A 21,321-nucleotide genomic window follows, 5' to 3' on the forward strand; every position below is an offset into this window, starting at 1 on the left:
ACAATGCCATAAGGCGCGCATGAACGCATCTCGATCTTCTTCCAAATGGGCTGACCTCGCGCCGCGCGTCTTGTCCGCTTTTGTCATGGCCGCCATTGCCGCAGGCGCGATCTGGATCGGCGGGTTGACCTATATGGCCTTCGTTGCGCTGGTGATCGGGCTTTGCATGTGGGAATTTGCCCGGCTTCTGCGCCCGGATGTGGCACATGTGCCGGTATTCCTTGGGGCGGCTGCCTTGGTGGGAATCATGATTTCGGGTCTGGGTATCAGCACCGCACCGGGGGTGATTTTCACGCCAAAAATCGCGGCATTGTTTCTGGCGCCCGTGCTTGGCATGTTGCTGATCGAAGACCGTCGGCTGCTCTTTTTCACCTATAGCAGCGTGATCATGCTAGCGGGATTGGGATTTGTCGCCATCGGGCCGGGGGCGCTGTTGATCTGGTTTGTGCTGATCATCGTCATGTCCGATGTCGCAGGCTATTTCGCGGGTCGCATGCTGGGAGGCCCGAAATTCTGGCCCCGCATCAGCCCCAAGAAAACATGGTCGGGAACGATTGCGGGCTGGATCGGCGCGGGCGTGCTGGGGCTCATCGGTGTGTGGATGGGCTATTTCACCCCGTTCATGGCCATTTTCGCCCCCCTGGTCGCCTTTGCGGGCCAGATGGGCGACATCGCGCAAAGTGCGATCAAACGGAAGGTTGGGGTGAAGGACAGCTCGAACCTTATTCCGGGACATGGCGGCGTGTTGGACCGATTTGATGCGATGATTGGCGCCTCGGCAGCAGTTGTGCTGATCAGCGCCATCGGCACGCTTGTCCTTGCCGGGTAAGGGGCAGGGATGAGCAGATCTTCTTCAGCATCTCCACGGCGCGTCTCGATTTTCGGGGCGACCGGCTCCATCGGGCAATCCACGATTGATCTGATCGCGCGCGACCCGGACGCCTATGACGTTTTGGCGCTGACCGGCGGGCAGAATATCGACCAACTGGCCCATGATGCGATCCGCCTGAAGGCTGATGTGGCCGTCACCGCCCATGAAAGCAAATTACCCGCGCTGCGCGACGCCTTGTCGGGCAGCGGCGTCGAAGCCGCAGCTGGCACATCTGCCATCGAGGAAGCCGCCACGCGGCCCGCCGATTGGGTCATGTCCGCCATTGTGGGGGCTGCCGGGCTGCTCCCTGGCCTGCGCGCCCTTGAGGCCCGCGCGACGCTGGCGCTGGCCAATAAGGAAAGCCTTGTCACCGCAGGCCCTTTGATCATGGCCACGGCCCATGCGCATCACGCGCGCATTCTGCCGGTGGACAGCGAACATTCCGCCGTGTTTCAGGGCTTGGTGGGCGAAGATATGGAGGCGGTTGAACGCATCATCATCACCGCCTCGGGCGGCGCGTTTCGCGACTGGCCGTTGGAAAAACTGGCGGGCGCGACACTGGCACAGGCCTCGGCGCATCCCAATTGGGACATGGGGCAGCGGATCACCATCGACAGCGCATCCATGTTTAACAAGGCGCTGGAAGTCATCGAAACTAAAGAGTTTTTCGAGGTTGAACCAGAAAAGATCGAGGTGCTCGTGCATCCTCAATCCCTGGTGCATGCCTTGGTCGGGTTCAACGACGGCGCCCTGATGGCGCATCTGGGTGCGCCGGATATGCGCCATGCCATTGGCTATGCGCTCAACTGGCCCGACCGGCGCAATCTGCCTGTCGACCGGCTGGATCTGGCCCGTGTCGCCACGCTGGAATTTCGCGCGCCTGACGAGACACGCTATCCTGCCCTGCGCCTTGCGCGCGAGGTGATGGCGGCGGGCGGGCTGACCGGGGCGATTTTCAACGCTGCCAAAGAGGTGGCATTGGACGGGTTCATCGCGGGGCAGTTGGGTTTCATGGATATGGCGGGCATCGTCGAAGACACGCTGACCCAGCTTGACGGGGATGTCAGCCTTACTCATGCCGCAATGACCCTTGATAACGTGCAGGCCGCGGACCAAATGGGACGGGATAGCGCCAGGAAACTGATCCTGGCGCGCCAGTAAAACCACCGCCACGCGGCGAGACGAAACAAGGACACGGTGTTCATGGACCTTCTTAGCTATTTGCCGCAATTCGGCAATTTCGCCTTCACCATTCTGGCGTTCATCGCAGCACTGACGGTGATCGTGGCGGTGCATGAATATGGCCACTATATCGTCGGGCGCTGGTCCGGGATCAAAGCGGATGTGTTTTCGATCGGTATGGGGCCGGTGCTTTGGGCGCGCACGGACAAACACGGCACACAATGGCAGGTCGCGGCCTTTCCCATTGGCGGATATGTGAAATTTCGCGGGGATGCGAATGCGGCCTCTGGCGGGGCGGATGAAGAGGTCATGGCCGAGCTAACGGCAGAAGAGCGTCGCCACACCATGCATGGCGCCCCTTTGTGGGCGCGCGCTTCGACCGTTGCGGCAGGGCCTGTCTTCAACTTCATCCTGTCCACGATCATTTTCGCGGGCCTGATGATGGCAAATGGCGTGGCGCGTGATCCGCTGACCGCGGCGCGGGTTCTGGACGTGCCGGGCATGGAAAACGGATTGCAATCCGGGGATGAGATTCTGGCCATCGCGGGCATTGAAACACCCCCTTTGGCAGAGTTCAGCACCGTGTTCGACAAGCTGCCGGACACCGCACTTGTGGATTACCGCGTGAACCGCAAAGGGGCCGAGATCACCGTCACGGGCACTCACCCATACCCCGCTCTGGTCGGCTCGGTCAGCCCGCAGTCGGCGGCCATGGCGGCGGGTCTGCAGGTTGATGATTTCATTGCGACCGTCGATGGGGCACCCATCGCAACCTTCGGCGCTTTGCGCGAGATTGTGGCGGCCGGTGATGGCGCACCCATGACCCTTGGCATTCTGCGTGATGGGGCTCCGGTCGAGGTCACGCTATCGCCGAAACGGCAGGACATTCCGACCGCAGAGGGCGGGTTTGAAACGCGCTGGCTCATTGGCATCACCTCGGGCATGGTTTTTGAACCGGCCACCCGCACGCCCGGTCTTTGGGATGCGACCGTCGCCGGGGCCGACAGGGTGGTCTATATCATCCAAGCCAGCCTGTCGGGCCTGAAACATATGATCACCGGCGCGATTTCCAGCTGCAACCTGTCTGGCCCCATCGGCATCGCGCAAGTGTCAGGGCAGGCGGCGTCGCAAGGCGCGATGAGCTTCATCGGCTTCATCGCCATGCTGTCCACCGCCATCGGATTGCTGAACCTTTTCCCGATCCCTGTGCTGGACGGCGGGCATCTGGTGTTTCACGCCTATGAGGCGGTCACCGGCAAGCCGCCGTCGGACAAGGCGATGAATGTGCTGCTTTATGCGGGCCTTGTGCTGGTCCTGTCGCTGATGATCTTTGGTGTGACGAACGACCTGTTTTGCCCATAACGGGCGGGGCAGGGCGGCCTGCCACGCGGTCAGGTGGGGAAATTGCCCCAATCTTGCCACATTTCCGAAATGCTGCTGCCGCATTCCCTTGTCATAAAACTGGGGAACGTTGCAGGAGGCGGCCCTTACCGGGTCGTAGATCACATGGATACCATCGCCAAAAATACCCGCGGATTGTCCCTTCTTCTGGACCTGAACTGGGACCGTTTCTTTTTTGCCGGCGCCATCGCCGCTGCCCTTGGCGCAAGCGTGGCCCTCAGCACGGTCGCCCATTAAGCCTAAAGCATGCCCCCACGCGTGACCGTTCAGGCGCGGGGCAAATGCATTTCAGACAGATAATACAGCACACCCGCTGGGCAAAAGCAGGCCAGCGGGTGCGCTGTTTCAAAGCCTTTGGGTCATCCCGTTCCGATCAGTTTAGCCCCCTGTGTCCAAAGCGCTTTTTCGCAAAGCCCATCGACAAGTAGGATCGCGCTTTGACAAGACCTGTTTGACCCCTTAATCACAAGGTCACTGGGATGTCTGAAGAAAGAATGAAAAATGGCATTGTTCGAGGGGTTGAGCAGCAACCGTTTCACCGGGTTCGGGCGTCAGGCAAAAGCACTGGCGACCAGTTCGGGTTTGGCAATTTTCCTTGCCACGACAAGTATTTACACTGCAACGCCTCAGATGGCGAGCGCACAGGCCTACGCATTTAACAAGGTCGAGATTGAAGGCACGCAGCGCATCGAAGCTGCGACGATCCTCTCCTATCTGGGAATCGCCCGTGGCGAAACCATCAGCGCCGCAGCGCTGAACGACGGCTATCAGCGCCTTGTCGGGTCTGGTTTGTTCGAAGATGTGAAACTTCTGCCGCGCGGCAACGTGCTGGTGGTGAAAGTGCGTGAATATCCGACGATCAACGTGGTTTCGGTTGAAGGCAACCGAAAGATCAAAGACGAGGTCTTCACGCCGCTTTTGAAATCTCAGCCGCGTCACGTGTTCAGCCCCACCAATGCTGAATTGGACGTGCAGACCATCACCGAGATGTATCAGCAGCAGGGCCGCCTTGCCGCACGTGTCACGCCCAAGATCATTCGCCGCTCGAACAACCGTGTCGATCTGGTGTTTGAAGTTGCCGAAGGCAAAAACACCGAAGTTGAGCGCCTGTCTTTTGTCGGCAACCGCAAGTTTTCCGATGCACGTCTGCGCCGGGTGCTGGGCACCAAGCAGGCCGGGCTTTTGCGCGCCATCATTCAGGCCGACACCTATACGCCTGACCGGATCGAGTTTGATAAGCAGGTGCTGCAGGACTTCTATCGCACCCGCGGCTATGTCGATTTCAAAACAACCGGGGTCACCAGCGAGTTTTCGCGCGAGCGTGACGCGTTCTTCATCACCTTCAAGGTGCAGGAAGGTCAGCAGTTCAGCTTTGGTCAGATCACAACAACATCTGAAATCGAAGGGGTAGACGCGCGCGAGTTTGACGCGGTACACAAGCTGCGTTCTGGCGTTGTTTACAACCCGGCGCTGGTGCAAAACGCGATTGCCCGTTTGGAACGTCTGGCGATCCGCAAGGGGCTGGATTTCCTGCGGGTTGAACCGCGCATCACCCGTGATGACCGCAACCGCCGGCTGGATATCGATCTGGTTCTGGTGCGCGGGCCGCGCATCATCGTCGAACGCATTGACATTGAAGGCAACGCGACAACGCTGGACCGCGTGGTGCGCAACCAGTTCCGCGTGGTTGAAGGTGACCCCTTCAACCCGCGTGAAATCCGCGAAGCGTCGGAACGCGTGCGCGCGCTGGGGTTCTTCTCTGACGCGCAGGTTGAAGCCCGCGAAGGCTCTGCGGCCGATCGTGTGGTGATTGACGTGGATGTGGAGGAAGCCCCCACTGGATCGCTCAGCCTTGGCGGTATCTACAGCCTTGAAAAAGGGTTCGGTCTGAACCTGGCCTTCACCGAACGCAACTTCCTGGGACGTGGTCAGTACTTCAGCGCCAGCTTCCAAAACGGCAATGACGATACCAGTTTCTCGCTCAAGTTCGCTGAACCCAACTTCCTGGATCGCGATCTGGAATTCGGCTTCGAAGCCTATTATCAGGAAGCGACGCATTCCTCGGCAAATTATGACAGCAGATCCATCGCTCTGCGCCCGTCAATTGCGTTCCCGATCAATGAATATACCCGTCTGGGTCTGCGCGTCTTTGCCGATGGCGCCGAGATAAGCAATGTGGACGCCAAAAGCTCGCAACTGCTGAAAAATGAAGCCAAGCGCGGGCGTCAGATCGGTGGCGGCGTTGGCTTTACGCTGAGCTATGATACGCGGCGCACCGGGTTGGATCTGGACCGCGGCGTGTTGCTGACATTCAACGGCGACATTGGTGGCATTGGCGCGGATTATCAATATGTGCGCGCAACGGCGACGGCACAGGCGCAAACCAAGGTCTGGAATGATCAGGTCACCCTGTCAGCCACGGTCGAAGGCGGTGTGCTGGCGGCACTCAACGGCGGCACATCACGTGTGACCGACCGTTTCCGCCTTGGCCCGGCCAAGCTTCGCGGCTTCTCGACCAATGGGATCGGCCCGCGTGATTTGACCGCGGGCAACCAAGATACGGTTGGCGGTAACTACTTCGCCGTGGCTCGGCTCGAGGCACAATTCCCGCTGGGTCTGCCCGAGGAATACGGCATCACCGGCGGAGTTTTTGCCGATGCGGGTTCGTTGTGGGGGCTGGATGACACGCTGGGCGGCGTGATTGATGACAGCGCGCATCTGCGCTCTTCGATCGGGGCGTCGATCTTCTGGAAAACACCTGTGGGGCCACTTCGGTTTAACTATTCGAAGGTTCTGGCCAAGGAAGATTATGACGAAGAGAACAATTTCGAGCTTACGATCTCGGCTGAGTTCTGATCGGCCGATGACCCTATCACGGTCTGCAGTCAAAACCGTGCAGGCCACTCTGGTGGCGGTAAGCTGTTTTGGTCTGGCTTTGCCCGTGTCCCTATGGCTGGGGACCGGGCAGGCGGCAGCGCAGGACCTTGGGCGGGCCGTCAGTCAGATCGTGACCATCGACCGGCAGCAGCTTTTCTCTGGCACCGCCTACGGGCGGCGCGTTGTGGCGTCGGTTGAAGCAGAGCGCAAACGGCTGGCCGAAGAAACCCGCCGTGTCGAGGCTCAGCTGCTACAGGAAGAACGCGACCTGACCAAGCAGCGCGAAACTATGACCCCACAGGCTTTTCGCGCTCTTGCCACCGAATTTGACGAAAGAGTTCGCGCGCTTCGGGCCGAAGGCGCAACGCGGGAACAGGAATTCGTGCGCATTCTGGAAAGCGAACAGGCCGCTTTTTTCGACCGCATCGGCCCAATTCTGGGCCAGCTTCTGCGCGAGATCGGGGCCGTTGTCATCCTTGATCGGCGCGCCATTTTGCTGACCACGCAGAATGTCGACATCACCGCACGCGCGGTGGCGCGCATTGACGAGGCGCTTGGGGATGGAACGCAGCTCGATCCGTCTGCACCGCCAGAACAGGGGGACACCACGCCTGATGCGCTGGAAATCGACCCCGATGATCTGCCGGCCCCATCTGAACCGAGCGCGCCTGAAAACTGATCGCGACCTCATTCGCGCCGGATGGAACTGCGTCAACGTGCCTGATTTTCCTATTTCGACATCCCGAGATGCAAAGCGCCGTCACGACAGCGGCAAACCAATGCGTTTCCGGCTATTGCTGTGATCGGGCAACAACTGGAAACGCTTTAGTTCTTCACGTTGGCGCCGAAAGGCTTTACTCAGATAGAAAGCGGCGTCTAAGGGGCGCCCAAGACAGTCGACACCGGCATCAGAACCGGTTGAGAAACAGAAGGATGACAGACATGGCAGATGTGCCCAGCACCGCAGATATCCAGCTTATTCAGGAATGCATCCCGCATCGCTATCCGTTTTTGCTGGTCGATCGGGTCGAGGATATCCGCAAAGGCGAATTTGCCCGCGGCATCAAGATGGTCACCATGAACGAGCCGCATTTTCAGGGCCATTTCCCCGGCCTGCCCATCATGCCCGGCGTGACGATCATCGAGGCCATGGCACAGACATCGGCGGTGATGGTGTCTTTGTCTCTGGATCTGGTGGGATCAGGGGCCGTGGTCTATTTCATGGGCATCGACAGCGCCAAATTCCGCCGCAAGGTGGTGCCGGGTGATGTGCTGACGCTGGATGTGACCACCGTGCGCGGCGGGGCCAAAGTCTGGAAATTTGACGGCGTGGCCAAGGTCGGCGACGAGGTGGCCTGTCAGGCGACCTTCATGGCGATGATCGACGTCACGGGCGGAAAGGGCTAAGCGATGGGCATTGACCCCTCTGCACAGGTTCACGCCAGCGCCATCGTTGAAGACGGCGCGGTGATCGGACCGGGCTGCGTGGTTGGCCCGTTTTGCACCATTGGCGCCGCGGTCAAGCTGGGCGCGGGCGTCGAACTGAAATCCCATGTGGTCGTCACGGGGGATACCGAGATCGGGGATGAGACCGTGATCTTTCCCTTCTCGGTCATCGGCGAGATCCCACAGGATCTGAAATTTGCGGGCGAAGACACCAAGCTGGTGATCGGCAAGCGCAACCGCATTCGTGAACATGTCACGATGAACACCGGCACGGCGGGCGGGGGCTTTGTCACGCGCGTGGGCGATGACGGGCTCTTCATGGCGGGCTGTCACGTGGCCCATGACGCGCAGATCGGCAACAATGTGATCTTGGTGAACAACGTGGCCGTCGCTGGTCACGTGGTGATCGAGGATGACGTGATCGTCGGCGGCCTGTCGGGTCTGCACCAATGGGTGCGCATCGGGCGCGGCGCCATTATCGGCGCTTTGTCCATGGTCACGGCGGATGTTCTGCCCCATGCGCTGGTGCAAGGCCCGCGCGGAGAGCTGGACGGGCTGAACCTTGTGGGCCTGAAGCGGCGCGGCGTGGACCGGGCGGATATCACCGCGCTGAGAGCTGCCTTCTTGATGCTGAAACAGGGGGAAGGATCATTCCAGGAACGCGCCGCGCGCCTGACAGATGACACGGACAGCGCATATGTGCGCGAAATGGTGCGGTTCATCACCGGCGACAGCGATCGCGGCTTTCTGACGCCGAAATAAGGGACTGCCATGACAGGTCGCCTTGCCATCATCGCCGGAACGGGCAGCTTGCCGCAGGAAATTGCGGCGGCCAATCCGGATGCGCTGTTTGTGACCATCAAAGGCGTCGAGGTGGCCGCGCCCGCGGGTGTGACCCCGGTTGAGGCCAGCTATGAGAAGCTGGGCGCTCTTTTCAAGGCGATGCGCAGCGAAGGCGTCTCACGCGTTGTCTTTGCGGGCAAAGTCGACCGTCCAAAACTGAACCCTTTGCGTATGGACCGGGTGACCATGGGCTTGTTTCCCCGTGTGAAAGCCGTTCTGGGCAAGGGGGATGACGCGCTCTTGCGGCTGGTGGCCGAGGTGTTCGAAGAGCAGGGCTTTACCGTGGTGGGCGCCACAGAGGTGACCGCCGCACTGGCCATCGAGGCCAGTCACGCCGGTCGCGCGACCAGCGCGCAGGATCGCGCAGACGCAGATCGCGGCTGGTCTCTGCTAGAGGTTTTGGCGGGTGAAGATGTGGCGCAGGCCGTGGTATTCGCCGGCGGGCAATGTCTTGGCATTGAAAGCATTCAGGGCACGGATGCGCTGTTGAAGTTTGTGGGCGACACGCCCGAGCATCTGAAACAGGGCGCGCGCGGGGTTTTCGTAAAACGCCCCAAGCGGGGACAGGATGGGCGCATGGATATTCCCACCATTGGCCCGGACACGGTGCGTGCGGTGGCCGATGCGGGGTTGGGCGGCATCGTTCTGCAGGAAGGTGTCATTGTGCTTGAGCGCGACAAGGTCGAGGCGCTTCTGGCCACGCATGACCTGTTTCTGGACGTGCGGGGGGACCGGGCATGAAGGTCTTCGTGATCGCAGGCGAACCTTCGGGGGACCGTCTGGGCGCCGCCTTGATGGCCGGTCTGAAATCGCTTGCACCGCAGGTTGAGTTTCAGGGCGTTGGCGGCACCGCGATGCAGGCCGAGGGGCTGACATCTCTTTTTCCCATGTCGGAACTGTCCATCATGGGCATCGCCGAGGTCGCGCCCAAATATTTCCACCTGAAACGTCGCATTCGCGAAACTGCCAAAGCTGTGACCCTCGCGGACCCGGATGTTCTGATCACCATCGACAGCCCGGATTTCTGCCTGCGTGTGGCGCGTATCGTGAAGGAAGACGAGGTCGAAGGCCAAACCTTTGGCCATGACATTCCTGTGGTGCATTATGTGGCACCCTCGGTCTGGGCCTGGCGCCCCAAACGCGCAAGCAAGATGGCCGAATGGGTGGATCATGTGCTGGCGCTTTTGCCCTTCGAGCCGCCCTATATGGAAGCAGCCGGCATGGGCTGTGACTTCGTTGGGCACCCGGTGGTGGCCGAAGAACTGGCCAGCGACAATGAGGTCAAAGCCTTTCGCGACACGCATGACCTTCATGACGCCCCGCTTTTGCTTGCGCTGCCCGGATCGCGCCGGGGTGAAGTGACACGATTGGCAGAACGCTTCGGTGACACGATTGGCCGCGTGGCGCAAACCCACAAGGGTCTGCAAGTGGTGGTGCCCGTGGCGCAAGGGGTGCAGGATCTGGTGCAGGCGCAGGTGACCAACTGGCCCATCAAGCCCATCCTGATCCCCGCCACAGATATAGCGGCCAAACGCGCTGCCTTTGGCGCGGCGGATGTCGCGCTGGCGGCCTCGGGCACCGTGTCATTGGAGCTGGCGGCTTCTGGCACACCGATGGTGATTGCCTATGACATGAATTGGATCAGCCGCAGGCTGATCAAACGCCTGTTGAAGATCGACACGGTCACCTTGGTCAATCTGGTTTCTGAAAGCCGTGTTGTTCCGGAATTTCTGGGCGAAGACTGCACGCCGGACCGGATCGCGCCTGCGGTGCTGGATACGCTTGCAAACCCCGACGCCCAGAAAGACGCCATGCGCCTGACCATGGAGCGGCTGGGGCAGGGCGGCGATGCGCCGGGCCTGCGGGCGGCCCAAGCGGTCATGAATGTGGTGAGCGCGCGTAGCCAGCGCTGAAACCCATGCGTTTTGACTGATTTTAGCGGCAAAGCAACAAGGCGAAACAAAAAACGGCCCCAGAACTGAGGCCGTTTGGACGTGTCACCCAAGCACCTTCAAAAGGCGCACCCGCGCTGGCTATTCGCCTTGCATGATTTTCATCACTTCCGGCAAAACTTCGGGCATCTCGCGCTGCACCATGGAGAGGATTTGCGGCATCTGGCGTTCCATCAGCTTGGGCATCTTGGTGATGGCCGCTTTGCCGTGTTCGGTTTGGTAAAACGCCGCCAGCGCGTTGATTTCATCGAGCGTATAGACGTCTGCCATAACGCTCGCCTGAGCACGCATCACCTCGTACATCGGTTCCGTGAAGCGATCGGCATATAGCGTGCGCAAAGCCTCGATCTTGGCCTCGGTCACCTCGGTGCCCTGCGCGCGGAACTGGTCGACCACGGGTTTCCACATGTTTTCAACGACGCTTGCCATATCAAGATCCTCAAGCGTGGCCTCGATATAGGTTTTTGCCGCCGCCTGACGCTCCGCCTCGCTGTCAGCCAAGGCGGGGGATGACATCAAAAGCGCAGTAAGGGCAAAGGCGGCGCCAGCGGAACGGGTAAAAGAAGCAAACATTCAGAATATCCTTTGAAGTAAGTGACCCTTTGGGGCCGGAAGGGGTGAGAATTACCTCTGTATCGCGACGATGGCCGCTGTTGGCCTAGTCGGCCGGTTCTTGTTCAGGCGCGTCTCCAGACAGCTCGGGAGCAAGTTTCCGCGCAGCTTCTGCCCCCAGAATTTCCGCCAATTGCGGTTCCAGGTCTGGAAAATTGCGCGTGGCGGACGACAGAACCTGCGCACTGGCCTGAGACATCACGATGGACAGACGTTGACGGGCGCGATCACCGGTGGGGCTGATTTCATAGTTCCGCAGGGCAACCAGTTCATCATAGGTGAAATAGTCGGCCAGAATCTGGTCAAAGGACAAGAGCATCTTGCGGGTCTCTTCGGCCATCACCATGCGAAACAAATCGACAATCTGGTTGCGTTGTTCGTCGGTGATATCATGCCCTTTGGCAATCAGGTCATCAACAATCAGCTCTGCAGTGGTGATGCTGTCAGCCTCGATGGCGAGGTGATGAAAGCTTTGCGACAGATGCATGCGGGCAATCGCCAGCTTGTCCTCATGCGTCTGCGCCGTGGCGAAGGGGGCCGCGAACGCAGAAAAGGCCAACAGAAGGGCAGGAAATGAGAAAACGCGCATGGGCACTCCGCCAAGGGTGTGGGTCTAGGTCTGGCGCAAGCATGAGCATTTTCCCAGCCGGGTCAACGCAATAGCGACCAATGCGTTTCAGGATCATGCGCGTTTTCAGTGATAGCTGTGATCCACACAAAAACAGGAAACGCTTTAGCCGCGCCAAATCCAGCCACCGCCGAAAATGCGCGGGCCATTCAAGTCGTAAAAGACGCAGGCCTGACCCGGGCTGACGCCTTCCTCGGCGGTCAGCAATTCAACTTCCGCCTCGGTTTCTGAAATCGGGCGAATGATCGCCTCGCGCGGCGGGCGGGTAGAGCGGATTTTCACGCCCATATGCCATTCCTTGCGCGAGGTGAACGGGGCGTCTCCCAGCCAGTTGATCTCGCGAATGGGCACCGTGCGCGTGGCCAGAAGCTCTTTCGGGCCGACCACAACCTGTTTGGCATCCACATCCAGCTTGACCACGTAAAGCGGCTCGGACAATCCGCCGATACCAAGCCCACGCCGCTGGCCGATCGTGTAGTGTATCACGCCCTCGTGCTGCCCCAGCACCCGGCCATCCGCATGCACGATATCGCCGGGCTCCGCGGCGCCGGGGCGCAGTTTTTCAATCACGCCGGCATAGTTGCCATCGGGCACGAAACAGATGTCTTGACTGTCTGGCTTATCCGCCACCTCAAGCCCATATTTCCTTGCAAGTTCACGAGTTTCCGCCTTTGTCTTCAAGTGACCAAGCGGGAAGCGCAGATAGTCCAGCTGCTCAGGCGTTGTGGAAAACAGAAAATAGCTCTGGTCCCGCACAGGGTCCGCCGCCCGGTGCAACTCGGCACCATGCTCCCCCATCGCGCGTTGAATATAGTGCCCCGTCGCCATGCAATCTGCACCCAGGTCACGCGCCGTGGCCAGCAGGTCTTTGAACTTCACACGTTCGTTGCAGCGAATGCAGGGCACGGGTGTGGCGCCGCCCAGATAGCTGTCGGCAAACTCTTCAATGACCGCATCCTGAAAGATGTTTTCATAGTCCAGCACATAATGCGGAAAGCCCATGTCTTCAGCCACCCGGCGTGCGTCGTGAATGTCGATCCCCGCGCAGCAGGCGCCTTTCTTGGCCAAAGCAGCCCCATGATCATAGAGCTGCAGCGTGACCCCAATCACGTCATAGCCCTCGTCTGCCAGTTTCGCCGCCACGACAGAGCTGTCGACGCCGCCGGACATGGCGACGACCACGCGGGTCTCCGCGGGCGATTTGGCAAAGCCCAGCGAGTTTAGGACAGGCGCATCTGTGGGGACGGTGGTCATCGGGCAGAATCCTACAAAAGAGTTACGGAATATAGGAAAATTCGAATGAACAACAAGGGGCGGCTTCACCTTCCTTTAAGCTCGACCGATCAATCTTGGCGCATCATTTTGAAAGAGGGCAGAGAATGTACCTGAAAAAAGTCGAGGGGCCACGCGCCGTCACGCTGCCGGACGGGTCGATTATGACGCGCGCAGATTTGCCACCGAAAGATACGCGCCGCTGGGTCGCGAGTCGCAAGGCCGCTGTTGTAAAGGCGGTGCGGTCCGGTTTGGTCACGGAAAAAGAAGCGCGCGAGATGTATGCGCTGTCGGAAGATGAGCTGGAAGAGTGGATGCGGGCCGTAAAAGAGCATGGCGAGGCCGCTTTAAAAGCCACAACTCTACAAAGGTATAGACAACCTTAACGTGTTTTCGCTAAAAGTTCTCTGAGGGTAACCGGTGATTAACCATTTCACGTAATGCTGCTTGCAACGATGAAATTGAAGAGCGGAGAACCCGACTATGCGTATCCTCCTGGTGGAAGACGACCCGACCACATCCCGCAGCATTGAACTGATGCTGACCCATGCGAACCTGAACGTCTATGCCACTGACCTTGGCGAAGAAGGCATCGATCTGGCCAAGCTCTATGACTATGACCTGATCCTTCTGGACCTGAACCTGCCCGATATGAATGGGCATGAGGTGTTGCGCCAGTTGCGCATGGCACGGATCGACACGCCGATCCTGATCCTGTCCGGTGCTGATGACACCGAAAACAAGATCAAGGGCTTTGGGTTCGGTGCTGATGACTACATGACCAAACCTTTCCACCGCGAAGAACTGATTGCGCGTATTCATGCGATCATCCGCCGCTCGAAGGGGCATTCGCAATCCGTCATCAAAACGGGCCGCATCTCAGTCAACCTTGACGCGAAAACCGTCGATGTGGATGGCCGCACGGTTCACCTGACGGGCAAAGAATACCAGATGCTGGAACTTCTGTCGCTGCGCAAGGGCACAACCCTGACCAAAGAGATGTTCCTGAACCACCTATATGGCGGCATGGATGAGCCGGAACTGAAGATCATCGATGTCTTCATCTGCAAACTTCGCAAGAAACTGACCACGGCGACCGATGGTGAAAACTACATCGAGACCGTGTGGGGCAGGGGCTATGTCCTTCGGGATCCGGAACCCGCCGAGCTGGACGCCCAGATTGCCATGGGCGCGTGATCACGGCTTAAATGCCCTGCCGGGGCCACTCCATCCTCAGGCAGATAATTCACGAGCGATGCGCGCCGCAAGGCGCGCATTGTTTTTCACCAAAGCAATATTGGCTGTCAGGGACGCCCCTTCGGTGGCGTGGAAAATACGATCCAACAGGAACGGTGTGACCGCCTTGGCCGAAATAGCTTTGTCTTTTGCCGCCACCAACGCATCTTCAACAACCGGCATGATCACATGTCTGGGGATTTCAGCCTCGACCGGGATCGGGTTGGCAACCAGCTGACCACCTTCCAACCCCATGGACCTGCGCATGTCCATCGCGCGTGCGATCTGTTTTGGATCATCCATACGCAACGGGGCTTTCTGGTCTGACTGTCGCGACCAGAAAGCTGGAAAATCGTCTTGCCCATAAGCAATGACAGGAACCCCCAGAGTTTCCAGAACTTCCAGCGTCTTTGGAATATCCAATATGGCTTTCGCCCCAGCCGCCACGACGGTCACAGCGGTCTTCGACAGCTCATGTAGATCGGCAGAAACATCAAAGCTTTCCTCTGCCCCCCGGTGCACCCCGCCAATGCCGCCCGTTGCAAACACGCGGATCCCCGCAAGTTCGGCCGCGATCATCGTGGCCGCCACCGTGGTCGCCCCGGTGCCCCCCATGGCCAAACAGGCTGCAAAATCCGCACGAGACAGTTTTGACACGTTTTTGGCTTGCCCCAAGGCGTCCAGCTCTTCCCCGGTCAGCCCGATATGCAATCGCCCCTCCAGCACTGCAATCGTGGCAGGCACCGCACCGTTGTCGCGGATCTCGGCTTCCACCTCGCGCGCGGTTTCGACATTCTGCGGCCACGGCATGCCGTGGGTGATGATCGTGCTTTCAAGCGCGACAACCGGTGTTCCGGCCGCGCGTGCCGCCTGCACCTCGGGCGAAAAATGAAGGGGCAAGGTCATGTATCTTCTCCGGAAACATAGCGCGCAGCGATGGCCTGGGCGGTGGTGAGGGCCGCCTCTGGCGACTGATCTTCGCGTTCGGCCGCAATATGGGCCGCCATAAATGTATCGCCTGCGCCGGTAATCCTGCGCACGCGAACTGAAGGGCAGGGCGCTTCGATGACGCCGCGTGCGTGATGACCATCCGCAGCAAAGCTGCCGCCATCGGTCACAACCGCACGGGTGGCCCCTGCCTGCAAAAGCCCCTTGGCAGCTTCGGCGGCGGTCGCAAAAGACTGCCCCGCCAAATACCCGGCCTCTTCTCGATTGACATAAAGCGTGGCGCCGGGATGAGACATCAGGGGCGCCAATCGCCGCGCTTTGCCGGGGCTGGCCGGCGCCACGCGCAAATCTGCGCGCGACAGGCTTGGCCTCTCGGCAAGATCGGTCAACAGCGCTTCCGTCAAGTTGCCATCCAAGGCGATCAGACCCTCGTAAGGCGCATGAGCAGAGCCCAGTCGTCCATCCTCAAGTGCGGCTAAGATCGCGTCACCGGCGGCCTCCAGCGTATGGGCATCTGCTACCGCAGCCACAAGCCCCGCGGGGCTTTCGATCGCCATATACCGGTCCGTTGGCAACCCGTCTGGACGCAGCACATAGTCCGTCACCATGCCCAGTGCCGCACATTCTGCCAAAAGCGCGTCCCCCTCCGCATCCTGTCCGATGGCCGTCAACAGCGCAGGTTTCAGCCCAAAGCGGCCCAGCGTCATGGCGATGTTCATCGCCACGCCCCCCGCCAGCCGGGTGATGCGGCCCGGTTCATCCGACCCCACGCGCATCTCGTGCGGGGTGCGCCCGATCACGTCCCACAGGACCGATCCGATACAAAGGATATCATGTGTCATACCCCTTCTTTGCCGCGCTTTGGCGGCAAGGACAAGCCAGAGCAGGGCAGAAAACTTAGGGGTTGCGCGCTGTCTCGCGGACTTGTATACGCGCGCTACTAATCCACAGGCGGCGTGCGGGCCTATGGGGGAGACATCCCCATATGTCCACCGGTTGAAGGGCTTCCTTCGAAACGCGCTGCCAAGGTTGAAACCGGAAAAGGAAAAGAACATGGCTCTGCCTGATTTCTCACTGCGCCAGCTGCTTGAAGCTGGTGTTCACTTTGGTCACCAAACGCAACGCTGGAACCCGCGCATGGGTCCGTTCATCTATGGCGAGCGTAACGGGATCCACATCTTTGACCTGACGCAGACCCTGCCGATGCTTGACGCAGCCCTGAATGCTGTGCGCGAGACCGTTGCCAAAGGTGGCCGCGTTCTGTTCGTCGGCACCAAGCGTCAGGCCGCTGGCGCCATCGCAGATGCGGCTGAAAAGTCGGCTCAGTATTACATGAACCACCGCTGGCTGGGCGGCACGCTGACCAACTGGCAGACCGTGTCCAAGTCGATCAACCGTCTGAAAGAGATCGACGAAAAGCTGGGCGCTGGCGCCGAAGGCCTGACCAAGAAAGAGCGTCTGGGCATGGAACGTGACCAGGCCAAGCTGCAGGCTTCGCTGGGCGGGATCCGCGAAATGGGCGGCGTGCCTGACCTTCTGTTCGTCATCGACGTGAAAAAAGAAGCTCTGGCCATCGCCGAAGCCAACAAGCTGGGCATCCCGGTTGTGGCCGTCGTCGACACCAACTGCCCGCCGGAAGGCGTGGATTACATCATCCCCGGCAACGATGACGCAGCCCGCGCCATCGCGCTTTACACCGACCTGGCTGCCCGCGCGGCGCTGGACGGCATGACCGCTCAGATGGGCGCCGCTGGCGTTGACCTGGGTGCGATGGAAGAAGCGCCCGTCGAGGAAGCCGTCGCTGAAGAAGCCGCACCGGCCGAGTAAGCACAAGACGACATGCGGGGCAGGGGACTGGCCCGCATATCCGTCACCGAATTGATACCGGGGCAGGTTACCCTGCGCCCGAGACCCCAAGGAGTTGAGACATGGCAATCACTGCTGCACTCGTCAAAGAACTGCGTGAATCCACCGGCGTTGGCATGATGGACGCGAAAAAAGCACTGGTCGAAACCGACGGCGACATGGAAGCCGCTCAGGACTGGCTGCGCACCAAGGGCCTCGCGAAAGCCGCCAAGAAAGCGGGCCGTACCGCAGCTGAAGGTCTGGTGGCCGTGGCTGTTGCAGGCGGCAAGGGCGTTGCTGTCGAGGTGAACTCGGAAACCGACTTCGTTGCCAAGAACAGCGAATTTCAGGACATGGTTGGCGGCATCGCCGCGGCGGCTCTGAATGTTGCTGATGTTGATGCGCTGAACGCTGCCGATCTGGGCGGCAAATCTGTTGCAGAGACCATCACCGACAAAATCGCCACCATCGGCGAAAACATGTCGCTGCGCCGTATGGCCGTTGTCGAAGGCGAAACCGTTGTGACCTATATCCACAACGCGGCCACCGACGGCATGGGTAAAATCGGCGTTCTGGTTGCGATGAAAGGCGGCGACGAAGCCTTTGGCCGTCAGGTTGCCATGCACATCGCCGCTGCCAACCCGCAGGCGCTGAACGAAGCAGCTCTGGACGCGGCCGTGGTCGAAAAAGAGCGCAACATTCTGACCGAGCAGGCCCGTGAAAGCGGCAAGCCCGAGAACATCATCGAGAACATGATCAAAGGCCGCATGAAGAAATTCCTGGCCGAAGTCACCCTCTTGGGACAGGACTTCGTGATCAACCCGGACCTGACCGTGGAAGCGGCTGCCAAAGAAGCAGGCGCTGAAATCCTGGGCTATGTGCGCATGGAAGTTGGCGACGGCATCGAAAAAGAAGAAGTCGATTTCGCTGCTGAAGTTGCTGCGGCCGTTCAGGGCTAAGCGCTCGGCCTGCGCGCCGGATCAAGATAATGGGGAAGGGGCCGCGTGGCCCCTTTCTTTTTGTGCCAATACTAAATAAGCGCGTCGCGAAGCGCTCTTCGACGACTGTCTGACTATAGAAAGAAGACCCGTAAGTGCTGGCGCCACTTATCGCAATTCGAACATGACGCCAGCTCCGGTTTCCCGGCAGAATGATGTGTCATCTGTAATATCAGAACCACCACCCCAAGTTCCCAGGCCTTAGGCCACCACTCACGGAACATGATTAATATGCCGTGAAGGTTCAATTTCTGGTAGTCAGGGAATCCATACCGAAAACGTAATATGTTAACAGATCCGATGAACCGGCGTGTTTCTTATTCTTTCGGCGTATAGATTTGATTCAAAAGGGACATCTTCAGAAGCGCTTGAGCGGTGGTGTCCACACCCAGTTTTTCCCGCGCAATGCGCAGGTGTTTTTCGACCGTCGCAGGCGTAACACCCATGATCGTGGCCACGTCCTGATTGGTTTTGCCGTCTCCGACCCACTCCAACACTTCGCGCTGGCGCGCTGAAAGCTTTGAACGGGCCGTGTCGTGGGGCAGGGAGATGATTTTCAGATGCGCCACATTGTTCATCGCGATGATCTGCTCACCGTGTTCACGCCACATCTCGTCCAACTGTGCTTGATCGGTGCCCGCCTCGGCCGTCAAGGCAATAGATCCTTTTGATCTACGTGAGCTTTCCGCGAAAGAGATCGTATAGCCCGCAGTGACGTTCATTTCCTGATTGAAACGAACCACCTCCAGCTGACGCTCGTTCATCTGGTCGAGATTGTTTTTCACCCAATCCCAACCAATTGCCCCGACATTCTGATAGGCCCAATAAACCATGGGCGCATCAAAGTACATTTCGTCTTCGATGTAGCGCTTGATGTAGGCGGGGTCATGCATGGTCAAAAACAGGCTGTCTTCGCGCGGACTCAGCCCATTTTCCCGCATGAATCGAGAATACCCATAGATCAGCCGATCAAAGCCAAAGCTCTTCATTGCATCACAATGAATTTTCCAGACTTCATCAAGCGCCTGACTGTTACAGATCGACTTGACGTAATCCAGCATCACTTGCGTCCAGCGCTGACATTAAGATGATCGCATAGCGCCCTGATAGATAACGCATAACCAAAAGGTCCGAAGCCACAAATCTGACCGACAGAAACCTTCGCAATATAAGATGTGTGGCGGAAGCTTTCACGCGCATGAATGTTGGACAGATGCAGTTCAATCACCGGCAAATCCACGGATGAAATCGCATCCATCAGTGCAATTGACGTATGCGTGTAGGCGCCAGCGTTCAACACAATCCCATCATGAACACCGCGCGCTGCATGGATCAGGTCAATGAGAACGCCTTCATGGTTGGATTGTTCAAAACCAAGCGAAACACCAAGCGATTGCGCTGTTTCACGGCACAGTGTTTCAACCTCGGCCAGGGTGGTATGCCCATAGGTCTCGGGTTGTCTTTGACCCAACAAATTCAGATTGGGGCCATTCAGGACCAAAACAGACGTCATAGTGTTTCCTCTCACTCAAAACATATTTGCGACGTTTGCTTCCCTTTGTCGAGCAAAACGAACAGGTGGATCTGGTGATTGCGCAAACTCTGTTGCCTAGGTGCGAGGTTTGGGCTGCGATTACAGGGAACCGGGGGGAGCAGTCAAAATTCGGATAATACTTACGCATCAAAAATTGGTATAGTTATCATATAGATGCGAACTATAGTTGATATAGTTGCTCGCGTTTGCGCAGCAATTATATTAACATAATACCAATTATGCGTATAACTGATTGCGCTTTAACCCAATGCATATCCGGTGCCACGTACGGTTCGCACCGGGTCTTCCCCACCTGCGCGGCACAGCGCTTTTCTCAAACGCCCCACATGAACATCCACCGTGCGCGTGTCGACATAGACATCACGACCCCAGACACGATCCAGAAGTTGCTCACGGCTCCAGACCCGACCCGGTTTCTCCATCAAAGTCGACAGCAGACGAAACTCCGTCGGCCCAAGCTTCACCGGCTCATCTGCGCGCGTGACGCGATGGCTTTCGCCATCCAGCCGGATGTCTTCGTATTCCAGCTGTTGCCCAACAGAGGCCGGACGTGTGCGCCGCAATTGCGTGCGGATGCGCGCCATCAATTCGTTCACCGAGAACGGTTTCACCACGTAATCGTCAGCCCCGGTTTCAAGCCCCCTCACCCGGTCCAGCTCTTCTGATCGGGCCGATAGCATGATCACCGGGATCGCGCGGGTTTCCTTGCGCGTTTTGATGCGCCGACAGATCTCGATGCCCGATACACCCGGCAACATCCAGTCGAGCAAGATCAGGTCGGGCATCAGCTCGTCGACCATGATCAGGGCCACGTCACCATCCTCTGCCAAGGCGACGTCATAGCCTTCCGCGCTGAGATTATAGCGCAATATCTCGCGTTGTGCCGGTTCATCCTCGACCAGAAGAACGCAGGGATTGGTCTTGCTGCTCATGGTGTCTCGGACCCGCTTTCAGGCAGTTCATAATTGGGCGCATTGCCTTTGGGGCGGGCTTCATCGGGCAGCTCGCCCGAAACCAGATAGATCACCTGATCCGCGATCGAGGTCACATGATCGCCCATACGTTCGATGTTCTTGGCAATGAAATGCAGATGCATGCAGGACGAGATGTTGCGCGGGTCTTCCATCATGAAGGTAAGGAATTCGCGAAACAGCGCATTATACATCTGATCAATTTCGATATCACGCTGGCGCACATCATGGGCCAAGGCTTCGTCGCGCCGAATATAAGCATCCAGCGCATCCGACAGCATCAATTGCACCTCTTTCGACATGCGTTTGATCGCGCCAGAGGCCCCGTCGATGGGCTGCATATGCACCAACACCGTGGTGCGTTTGGCCAGGTTTTTCGAATAATCCCCGATCCGTTCCAGGTTCGCGGCCACTTTCATCACCGTCAGAACCGTGCGCAAATCCGACGCAATCGGCTGGCGCAGGGCCAGAACGCGGGCGCATTCTTCGTAAATCTGCATGTCCAGCGCGTCGATTTTCTTGTCATTGCGGCGCACTGTATCGGCCAGCTCTTCGTCACGCTGCTTCAGGGACTTCGCGGCTTCGCGGATGGAATCTTCTACAAGCCCGCCCATTTTCATCACCAGCGCCTGAATATCTTCAAGGTCGCGATCAAAGGCGGATGCGATATGTTGGTCAATCATC

Annotated in this window: 23 protein-coding genes; 14 read left to right on the plus strand and 9 right to left on the minus strand. The window is 58.8% G+C overall.

Annotated features, from left to right (window positions below):
- The first annotated feature begins 19 nt into the window (after positions 1-19).
- The 10 genes from ACRY08_RS11550 to lpxB all read left to right on the plus strand — a co-directional run bounded on the left by ACRY08_RS11550 (position 20) and on the right by lpxB (position 10,533).
- The gene (locus tag ACRY08_RS11550) at positions 20-829 is read left to right on the plus strand and encodes a phosphatidate cytidylyltransferase (RefSeq protein ID WP_432450075.1); all 810 of its coding nucleotides are present in this window, start codon (positions 20-22) and stop codon (positions 827-829) included.
- A gap of 9 nt (positions 830-838) precedes the next feature.
- Entirely contained in the window at positions 839-2,032 is a 1,194-nt protein-coding gene (gene dxr, locus ACRY08_RS11555; RefSeq protein WP_432450076.1) for a 1-deoxy-D-xylulose-5-phosphate reductoisomerase, read from the plus strand.
- 42 nt (positions 2,033-2,074) lie between these two features.
- On the plus strand, positions 2,075-3,415 hold the full coding sequence (gene rseP, locus ACRY08_RS11560; RefSeq protein WP_432450077.1) for an RIP metalloprotease RseP: 1,341 nt from the start codon (positions 2,075-2,077) through the stop codon (positions 3,413-3,415).
- A gap of 144 nt (positions 3,416-3,559) precedes the next feature.
- Complete coding sequence (locus tag ACRY08_RS11565; protein ID WP_432450078.1) at positions 3,560-3,691, plus strand: hypothetical protein; 132 nt, start codon at positions 3,560-3,562, stop codon at positions 3,689-3,691.
- 264 nt (positions 3,692-3,955) lie between these two features.
- On the plus strand, positions 3,956-6,310 hold the full coding sequence (gene bamA / locus ACRY08_RS11570) for an outer membrane protein assembly factor BamA (RefSeq protein ID WP_432450079.1): 2,355 nt from the start codon (positions 3,956-3,958) through the stop codon (positions 6,308-6,310).
- Positions 6,311-6,317: 7 nt separating this feature from the next.
- The gene (locus ACRY08_RS11575) at positions 6,318-7,010 is read left to right on the plus strand and encodes an OmpH family outer membrane protein (protein ID WP_432450080.1); all 693 of its coding nucleotides are present in this window, start codon (positions 6,318-6,320) and stop codon (positions 7,008-7,010) included.
- A gap of 254 nt (positions 7,011-7,264) precedes the next feature.
- Positions 7,265-7,738, plus strand: coding sequence for a 3-hydroxyacyl-ACP dehydratase FabZ (fabZ, locus tag ACRY08_RS11580; RefSeq protein WP_432450081.1), 474 nt, complete (start codon positions 7,265-7,267; stop codon positions 7,736-7,738).
- Positions 7,739-7,741: 3 nt separating this feature from the next.
- Positions 7,742-8,539: an acyl-ACP--UDP-N-acetylglucosamine O-acyltransferase gene (gene lpxA, locus ACRY08_RS11585; RefSeq protein WP_432450082.1), complete on the plus strand. Its 798-nt coding sequence runs from the start codon at positions 7,742-7,744 to the stop codon at positions 8,537-8,539.
- 9 nt (positions 8,540-8,548) lie between these two features.
- On the plus strand, positions 8,549-9,361 hold the full coding sequence (locus ACRY08_RS11590) for an LpxI family protein (protein WP_432450083.1): 813 nt from the start codon (positions 8,549-8,551) through the stop codon (positions 9,359-9,361).
- Positions 9,358-10,533: a lipid-A-disaccharide synthase gene (gene lpxB / locus ACRY08_RS11595; protein WP_432450084.1), complete on the plus strand. Its 1,176-nt coding sequence runs from the start codon at positions 9,358-9,360 to the stop codon at positions 10,531-10,533. Before ACRY08_RS11590 ends, lpxB begins: the two co-directional genes overlap by 4 nt.
- 120 nt (positions 10,534-10,653) lie before the next feature.
- Here lpxB and ACRY08_RS11600 read toward each other — a convergent pair whose 3' ends face one another.
- From ACRY08_RS11600 to mnmA, 3 genes are all read right to left on the minus strand, one after another.
- Positions 10,654-11,145 carry a DUF2059 domain-containing protein gene (locus ACRY08_RS11600; protein WP_432450085.1) on the minus strand — a complete coding sequence of 164 codons (492 nt, stop codon included), beginning with the start codon at positions 11,143-11,145 and terminating at the stop codon, positions 10,654-10,656.
- An 85-nt stretch (positions 11,146-11,230) separates the two neighbouring features.
- Entirely contained in the window at positions 11,231-11,773 is a 543-nt protein-coding gene (locus tag ACRY08_RS11605; RefSeq protein WP_432450086.1) for a hypothetical protein, read from the minus strand.
- Between the two features lie 144 nt (positions 11,774-11,917).
- A complete protein-coding gene (gene mnmA, locus ACRY08_RS11610) occupies positions 11,918-13,066 on the minus strand; it encodes a tRNA 2-thiouridine(34) synthase MnmA (RefSeq protein ID WP_432450087.1) in 1,149 nt (382 codons plus the stop codon).
- Positions 13,067-13,191: 125 nt separating this feature from the next.
- Here mnmA and ACRY08_RS11615 point away from each other — a divergent pair, with 125 nt between their 5' ends.
- Positions 13,192-13,470, plus strand: coding sequence for a DUF1153 domain-containing protein (locus ACRY08_RS11615; RefSeq protein WP_432450088.1), 279 nt, complete (start codon positions 13,192-13,194; stop codon positions 13,468-13,470).
- Positions 13,471-13,567: 97 nt separating this feature from the next.
- Positions 13,568-14,281, plus strand: a complete 714-nt coding sequence (ctrA, locus tag ACRY08_RS11620; protein WP_432450089.1) for a response regulator transcription factor CtrA — start codon at positions 13,568-13,570, stop codon at positions 14,279-14,281.
- 36 nt (positions 14,282-14,317) lie between these two features.
- On the opposite strand, the gene ACRY08_RS11625 is transcribed toward ctrA, so the two are convergent.
- Together ACRY08_RS11625 and ACRY08_RS11630 are read right to left on the minus strand one after the other, a co-directional pair.
- The gene (locus ACRY08_RS11625; protein ID WP_432450090.1) at positions 14,318-15,226 is read right to left on the minus strand and encodes a pseudouridine-5'-phosphate glycosidase; all 909 of its coding nucleotides are present in this window, start codon (positions 15,224-15,226) and stop codon (positions 14,318-14,320) included.
- Positions 15,223-16,110, minus strand: coding sequence for a PfkB family carbohydrate kinase (locus ACRY08_RS11630; protein WP_432450091.1), 888 nt, complete (start codon positions 16,108-16,110; stop codon positions 15,223-15,225). The genes ACRY08_RS11625 and ACRY08_RS11630 overlap by 4 nt, the downstream gene beginning before the upstream one ends.
- 211 nt (positions 16,111-16,321) lie before the next feature.
- Between ACRY08_RS11630 and rpsB the strand changes: the two genes are divergently transcribed.
- Both rpsB and tsf read left to right on the plus strand, forming a co-directional pair.
- Positions 16,322-17,095: a 30S ribosomal protein S2 gene (gene rpsB, locus ACRY08_RS11635; RefSeq protein ID WP_432450092.1), complete on the plus strand. Its 774-nt coding sequence runs from the start codon at positions 16,322-16,324 to the stop codon at positions 17,093-17,095.
- A gap of 101 nt (positions 17,096-17,196) precedes the next feature.
- A complete protein-coding gene (gene tsf / locus ACRY08_RS11640) occupies positions 17,197-18,072 on the plus strand; it encodes a translation elongation factor Ts (protein ID WP_432450093.1) in 876 nt (291 codons plus the stop codon).
- 356 nt (positions 18,073-18,428) lie between these two features.
- Here tsf and ACRY08_RS11645 read toward each other — a convergent pair whose 3' ends face one another.
- The 4 genes from ACRY08_RS11645 to phoU all read right to left on the minus strand — a co-directional run bounded on the left by ACRY08_RS11645 (position 18,429) and on the right by phoU (position 21,320).
- Positions 18,429-19,172, minus strand: a complete 744-nt coding sequence (locus ACRY08_RS11645) for a helix-turn-helix transcriptional regulator (protein WP_432450094.1) — start codon at positions 19,170-19,172, stop codon at positions 18,429-18,431.
- Positions 19,172-19,624 (minus strand): type II 3-dehydroquinate dehydratase, encoded by a 453-nt coding sequence (gene aroQ, locus ACRY08_RS11650; RefSeq protein WP_432450095.1) that lies wholly within the window; start codon positions 19,622-19,624, stop codon positions 19,172-19,174. The genes ACRY08_RS11645 and aroQ overlap by 1 nt, the downstream gene beginning before the upstream one ends.
- A gap of 281 nt (positions 19,625-19,905) precedes the next feature.
- Positions 19,906-20,598: a phosphate regulon transcriptional regulator PhoB gene (gene phoB, locus ACRY08_RS11655; protein ID WP_432450096.1), complete on the minus strand. Its 693-nt coding sequence runs from the start codon at positions 20,596-20,598 to the stop codon at positions 19,906-19,908.
- Positions 20,595-21,320, minus strand: coding sequence for a phosphate signaling complex protein PhoU (gene phoU, locus ACRY08_RS11660; protein WP_432450097.1), 726 nt, complete (start codon positions 21,318-21,320; stop codon positions 20,595-20,597). Before phoU ends, phoB begins: the two co-directional genes overlap by 4 nt.
- Position 21,321 lies beyond the last annotated feature (1 nt).

This window comes from Aliiroseovarius marinus, from assembly GCF_050881025.1.
GTDB classification, from domain to species: Bacteria; Pseudomonadota; Alphaproteobacteria; order Rhodobacterales; family Rhodobacteraceae; genus Aliiroseovarius; species Aliiroseovarius marinus_A.

Excerpts from the sequence above, each read along its gene's own strand:
- ACRY08_RS11565 (WP_432450078.1), top strand. The coding sequence starts at position 3,560 with ATGGATACCATCGCCAAAAATACCCGCGGATTGTCCCTTCTTCTGGAC.
- ACRY08_RS11575 (WP_432450080.1), top strand. The coding sequence starts at position 6,318 with ATGACCCTATCACGGTCTGCAGTCAAAACCGTGCAGGCCACTCTGGTG.
- ACRY08_RS11645 (WP_432450094.1), bottom strand. The coding sequence starts at position 19,172 with ATGCTGGATTACGTCAAGTCGATCTGTAACAGTCAGGCGCTTGATGAA.
- ACRY08_RS11550 (WP_432450075.1), top strand. The coding sequence starts at position 20 with ATGAACGCATCTCGATCTTCTTCCAAATGGGCTGACCTCGCGCCGCGC.
- rseP (WP_432450077.1), top strand. The coding sequence starts at position 2,075 with ATGGACCTTCTTAGCTATTTGCCGCAATTCGGCAATTTCGCCTTCACC.
- dxr (WP_432450076.1), top strand. The coding sequence starts at position 839 with ATGAGCAGATCTTCTTCAGCATCTCCACGGCGCGTCTCGATTTTCGGG.
- mnmA (WP_432450087.1), bottom strand. The coding sequence starts at position 13,066 with ATGACCACCGTCCCCACAGATGCGCCTGTCCTAAACTCGCTGGGCTTT.
- lpxB (WP_432450084.1), top strand. The coding sequence starts at position 9,358 with ATGAAGGTCTTCGTGATCGCAGGCGAACCTTCGGGGGACCGTCTGGGC.
- bamA (WP_432450079.1), top strand. The coding sequence starts at position 3,956 with ATGGCATTGTTCGAGGGGTTGAGCAGCAACCGTTTCACCGGGTTCGGG.
- ACRY08_RS11600 (WP_432450085.1), bottom strand. The coding sequence starts at position 11,145 with ATGTTTGCTTCTTTTACCCGTTCCGCTGGCGCCGCCTTTGCCCTTACT.
- lpxA (WP_432450082.1), top strand. The coding sequence starts at position 7,742 with ATGGGCATTGACCCCTCTGCACAGGTTCACGCCAGCGCCATCGTTGAA.
- aroQ (WP_432450095.1), bottom strand. The coding sequence starts at position 19,624 with ATGACGTCTGTTTTGGTCCTGAATGGCCCCAATCTGAATTTGTTGGGT.
- fabZ (WP_432450081.1), top strand. The coding sequence starts at position 7,265 with ATGACAGACATGGCAGATGTGCCCAGCACCGCAGATATCCAGCTTATT.
- phoU (WP_432450097.1), bottom strand. The coding sequence starts at position 21,320 with ATGATTGACCAACATATCGCATCCGCCTTTGATCGCGACCTTGAAGAT.
- rpsB (WP_432450092.1), top strand. The coding sequence starts at position 16,322 with ATGGCTCTGCCTGATTTCTCACTGCGCCAGCTGCTTGAAGCTGGTGTT.
- ACRY08_RS11625 (WP_432450090.1), bottom strand. The coding sequence starts at position 15,226 with ATGACCTTGCCCCTTCATTTTTCGCCCGAGGTGCAGGCGGCACGCGCG.
- ACRY08_RS11605 (WP_432450086.1), bottom strand. The coding sequence starts at position 11,773 with ATGCGCGTTTTCTCATTTCCTGCCCTTCTGTTGGCCTTTTCTGCGTTC.
- ACRY08_RS11590 (WP_432450083.1), top strand. The coding sequence starts at position 8,549 with ATGACAGGTCGCCTTGCCATCATCGCCGGAACGGGCAGCTTGCCGCAG.
- ACRY08_RS11615 (WP_432450088.1), top strand. The coding sequence starts at position 13,192 with ATGTACCTGAAAAAAGTCGAGGGGCCACGCGCCGTCACGCTGCCGGAC.
- tsf (WP_432450093.1), top strand. The coding sequence starts at position 17,197 with ATGGCAATCACTGCTGCACTCGTCAAAGAACTGCGTGAATCCACCGGC.
- ctrA (WP_432450089.1), top strand. The coding sequence starts at position 13,568 with ATGCGTATCCTCCTGGTGGAAGACGACCCGACCACATCCCGCAGCATT.
- ACRY08_RS11630 (WP_432450091.1), bottom strand. The coding sequence starts at position 16,110 with ATGACACATGATATCCTTTGTATCGGATCGGTCCTGTGGGACGTGATC.
- phoB (WP_432450096.1), bottom strand. The coding sequence starts at position 20,598 with ATGAGCAGCAAGACCAATCCCTGCGTTCTTCTGGTCGAGGATGAACCG.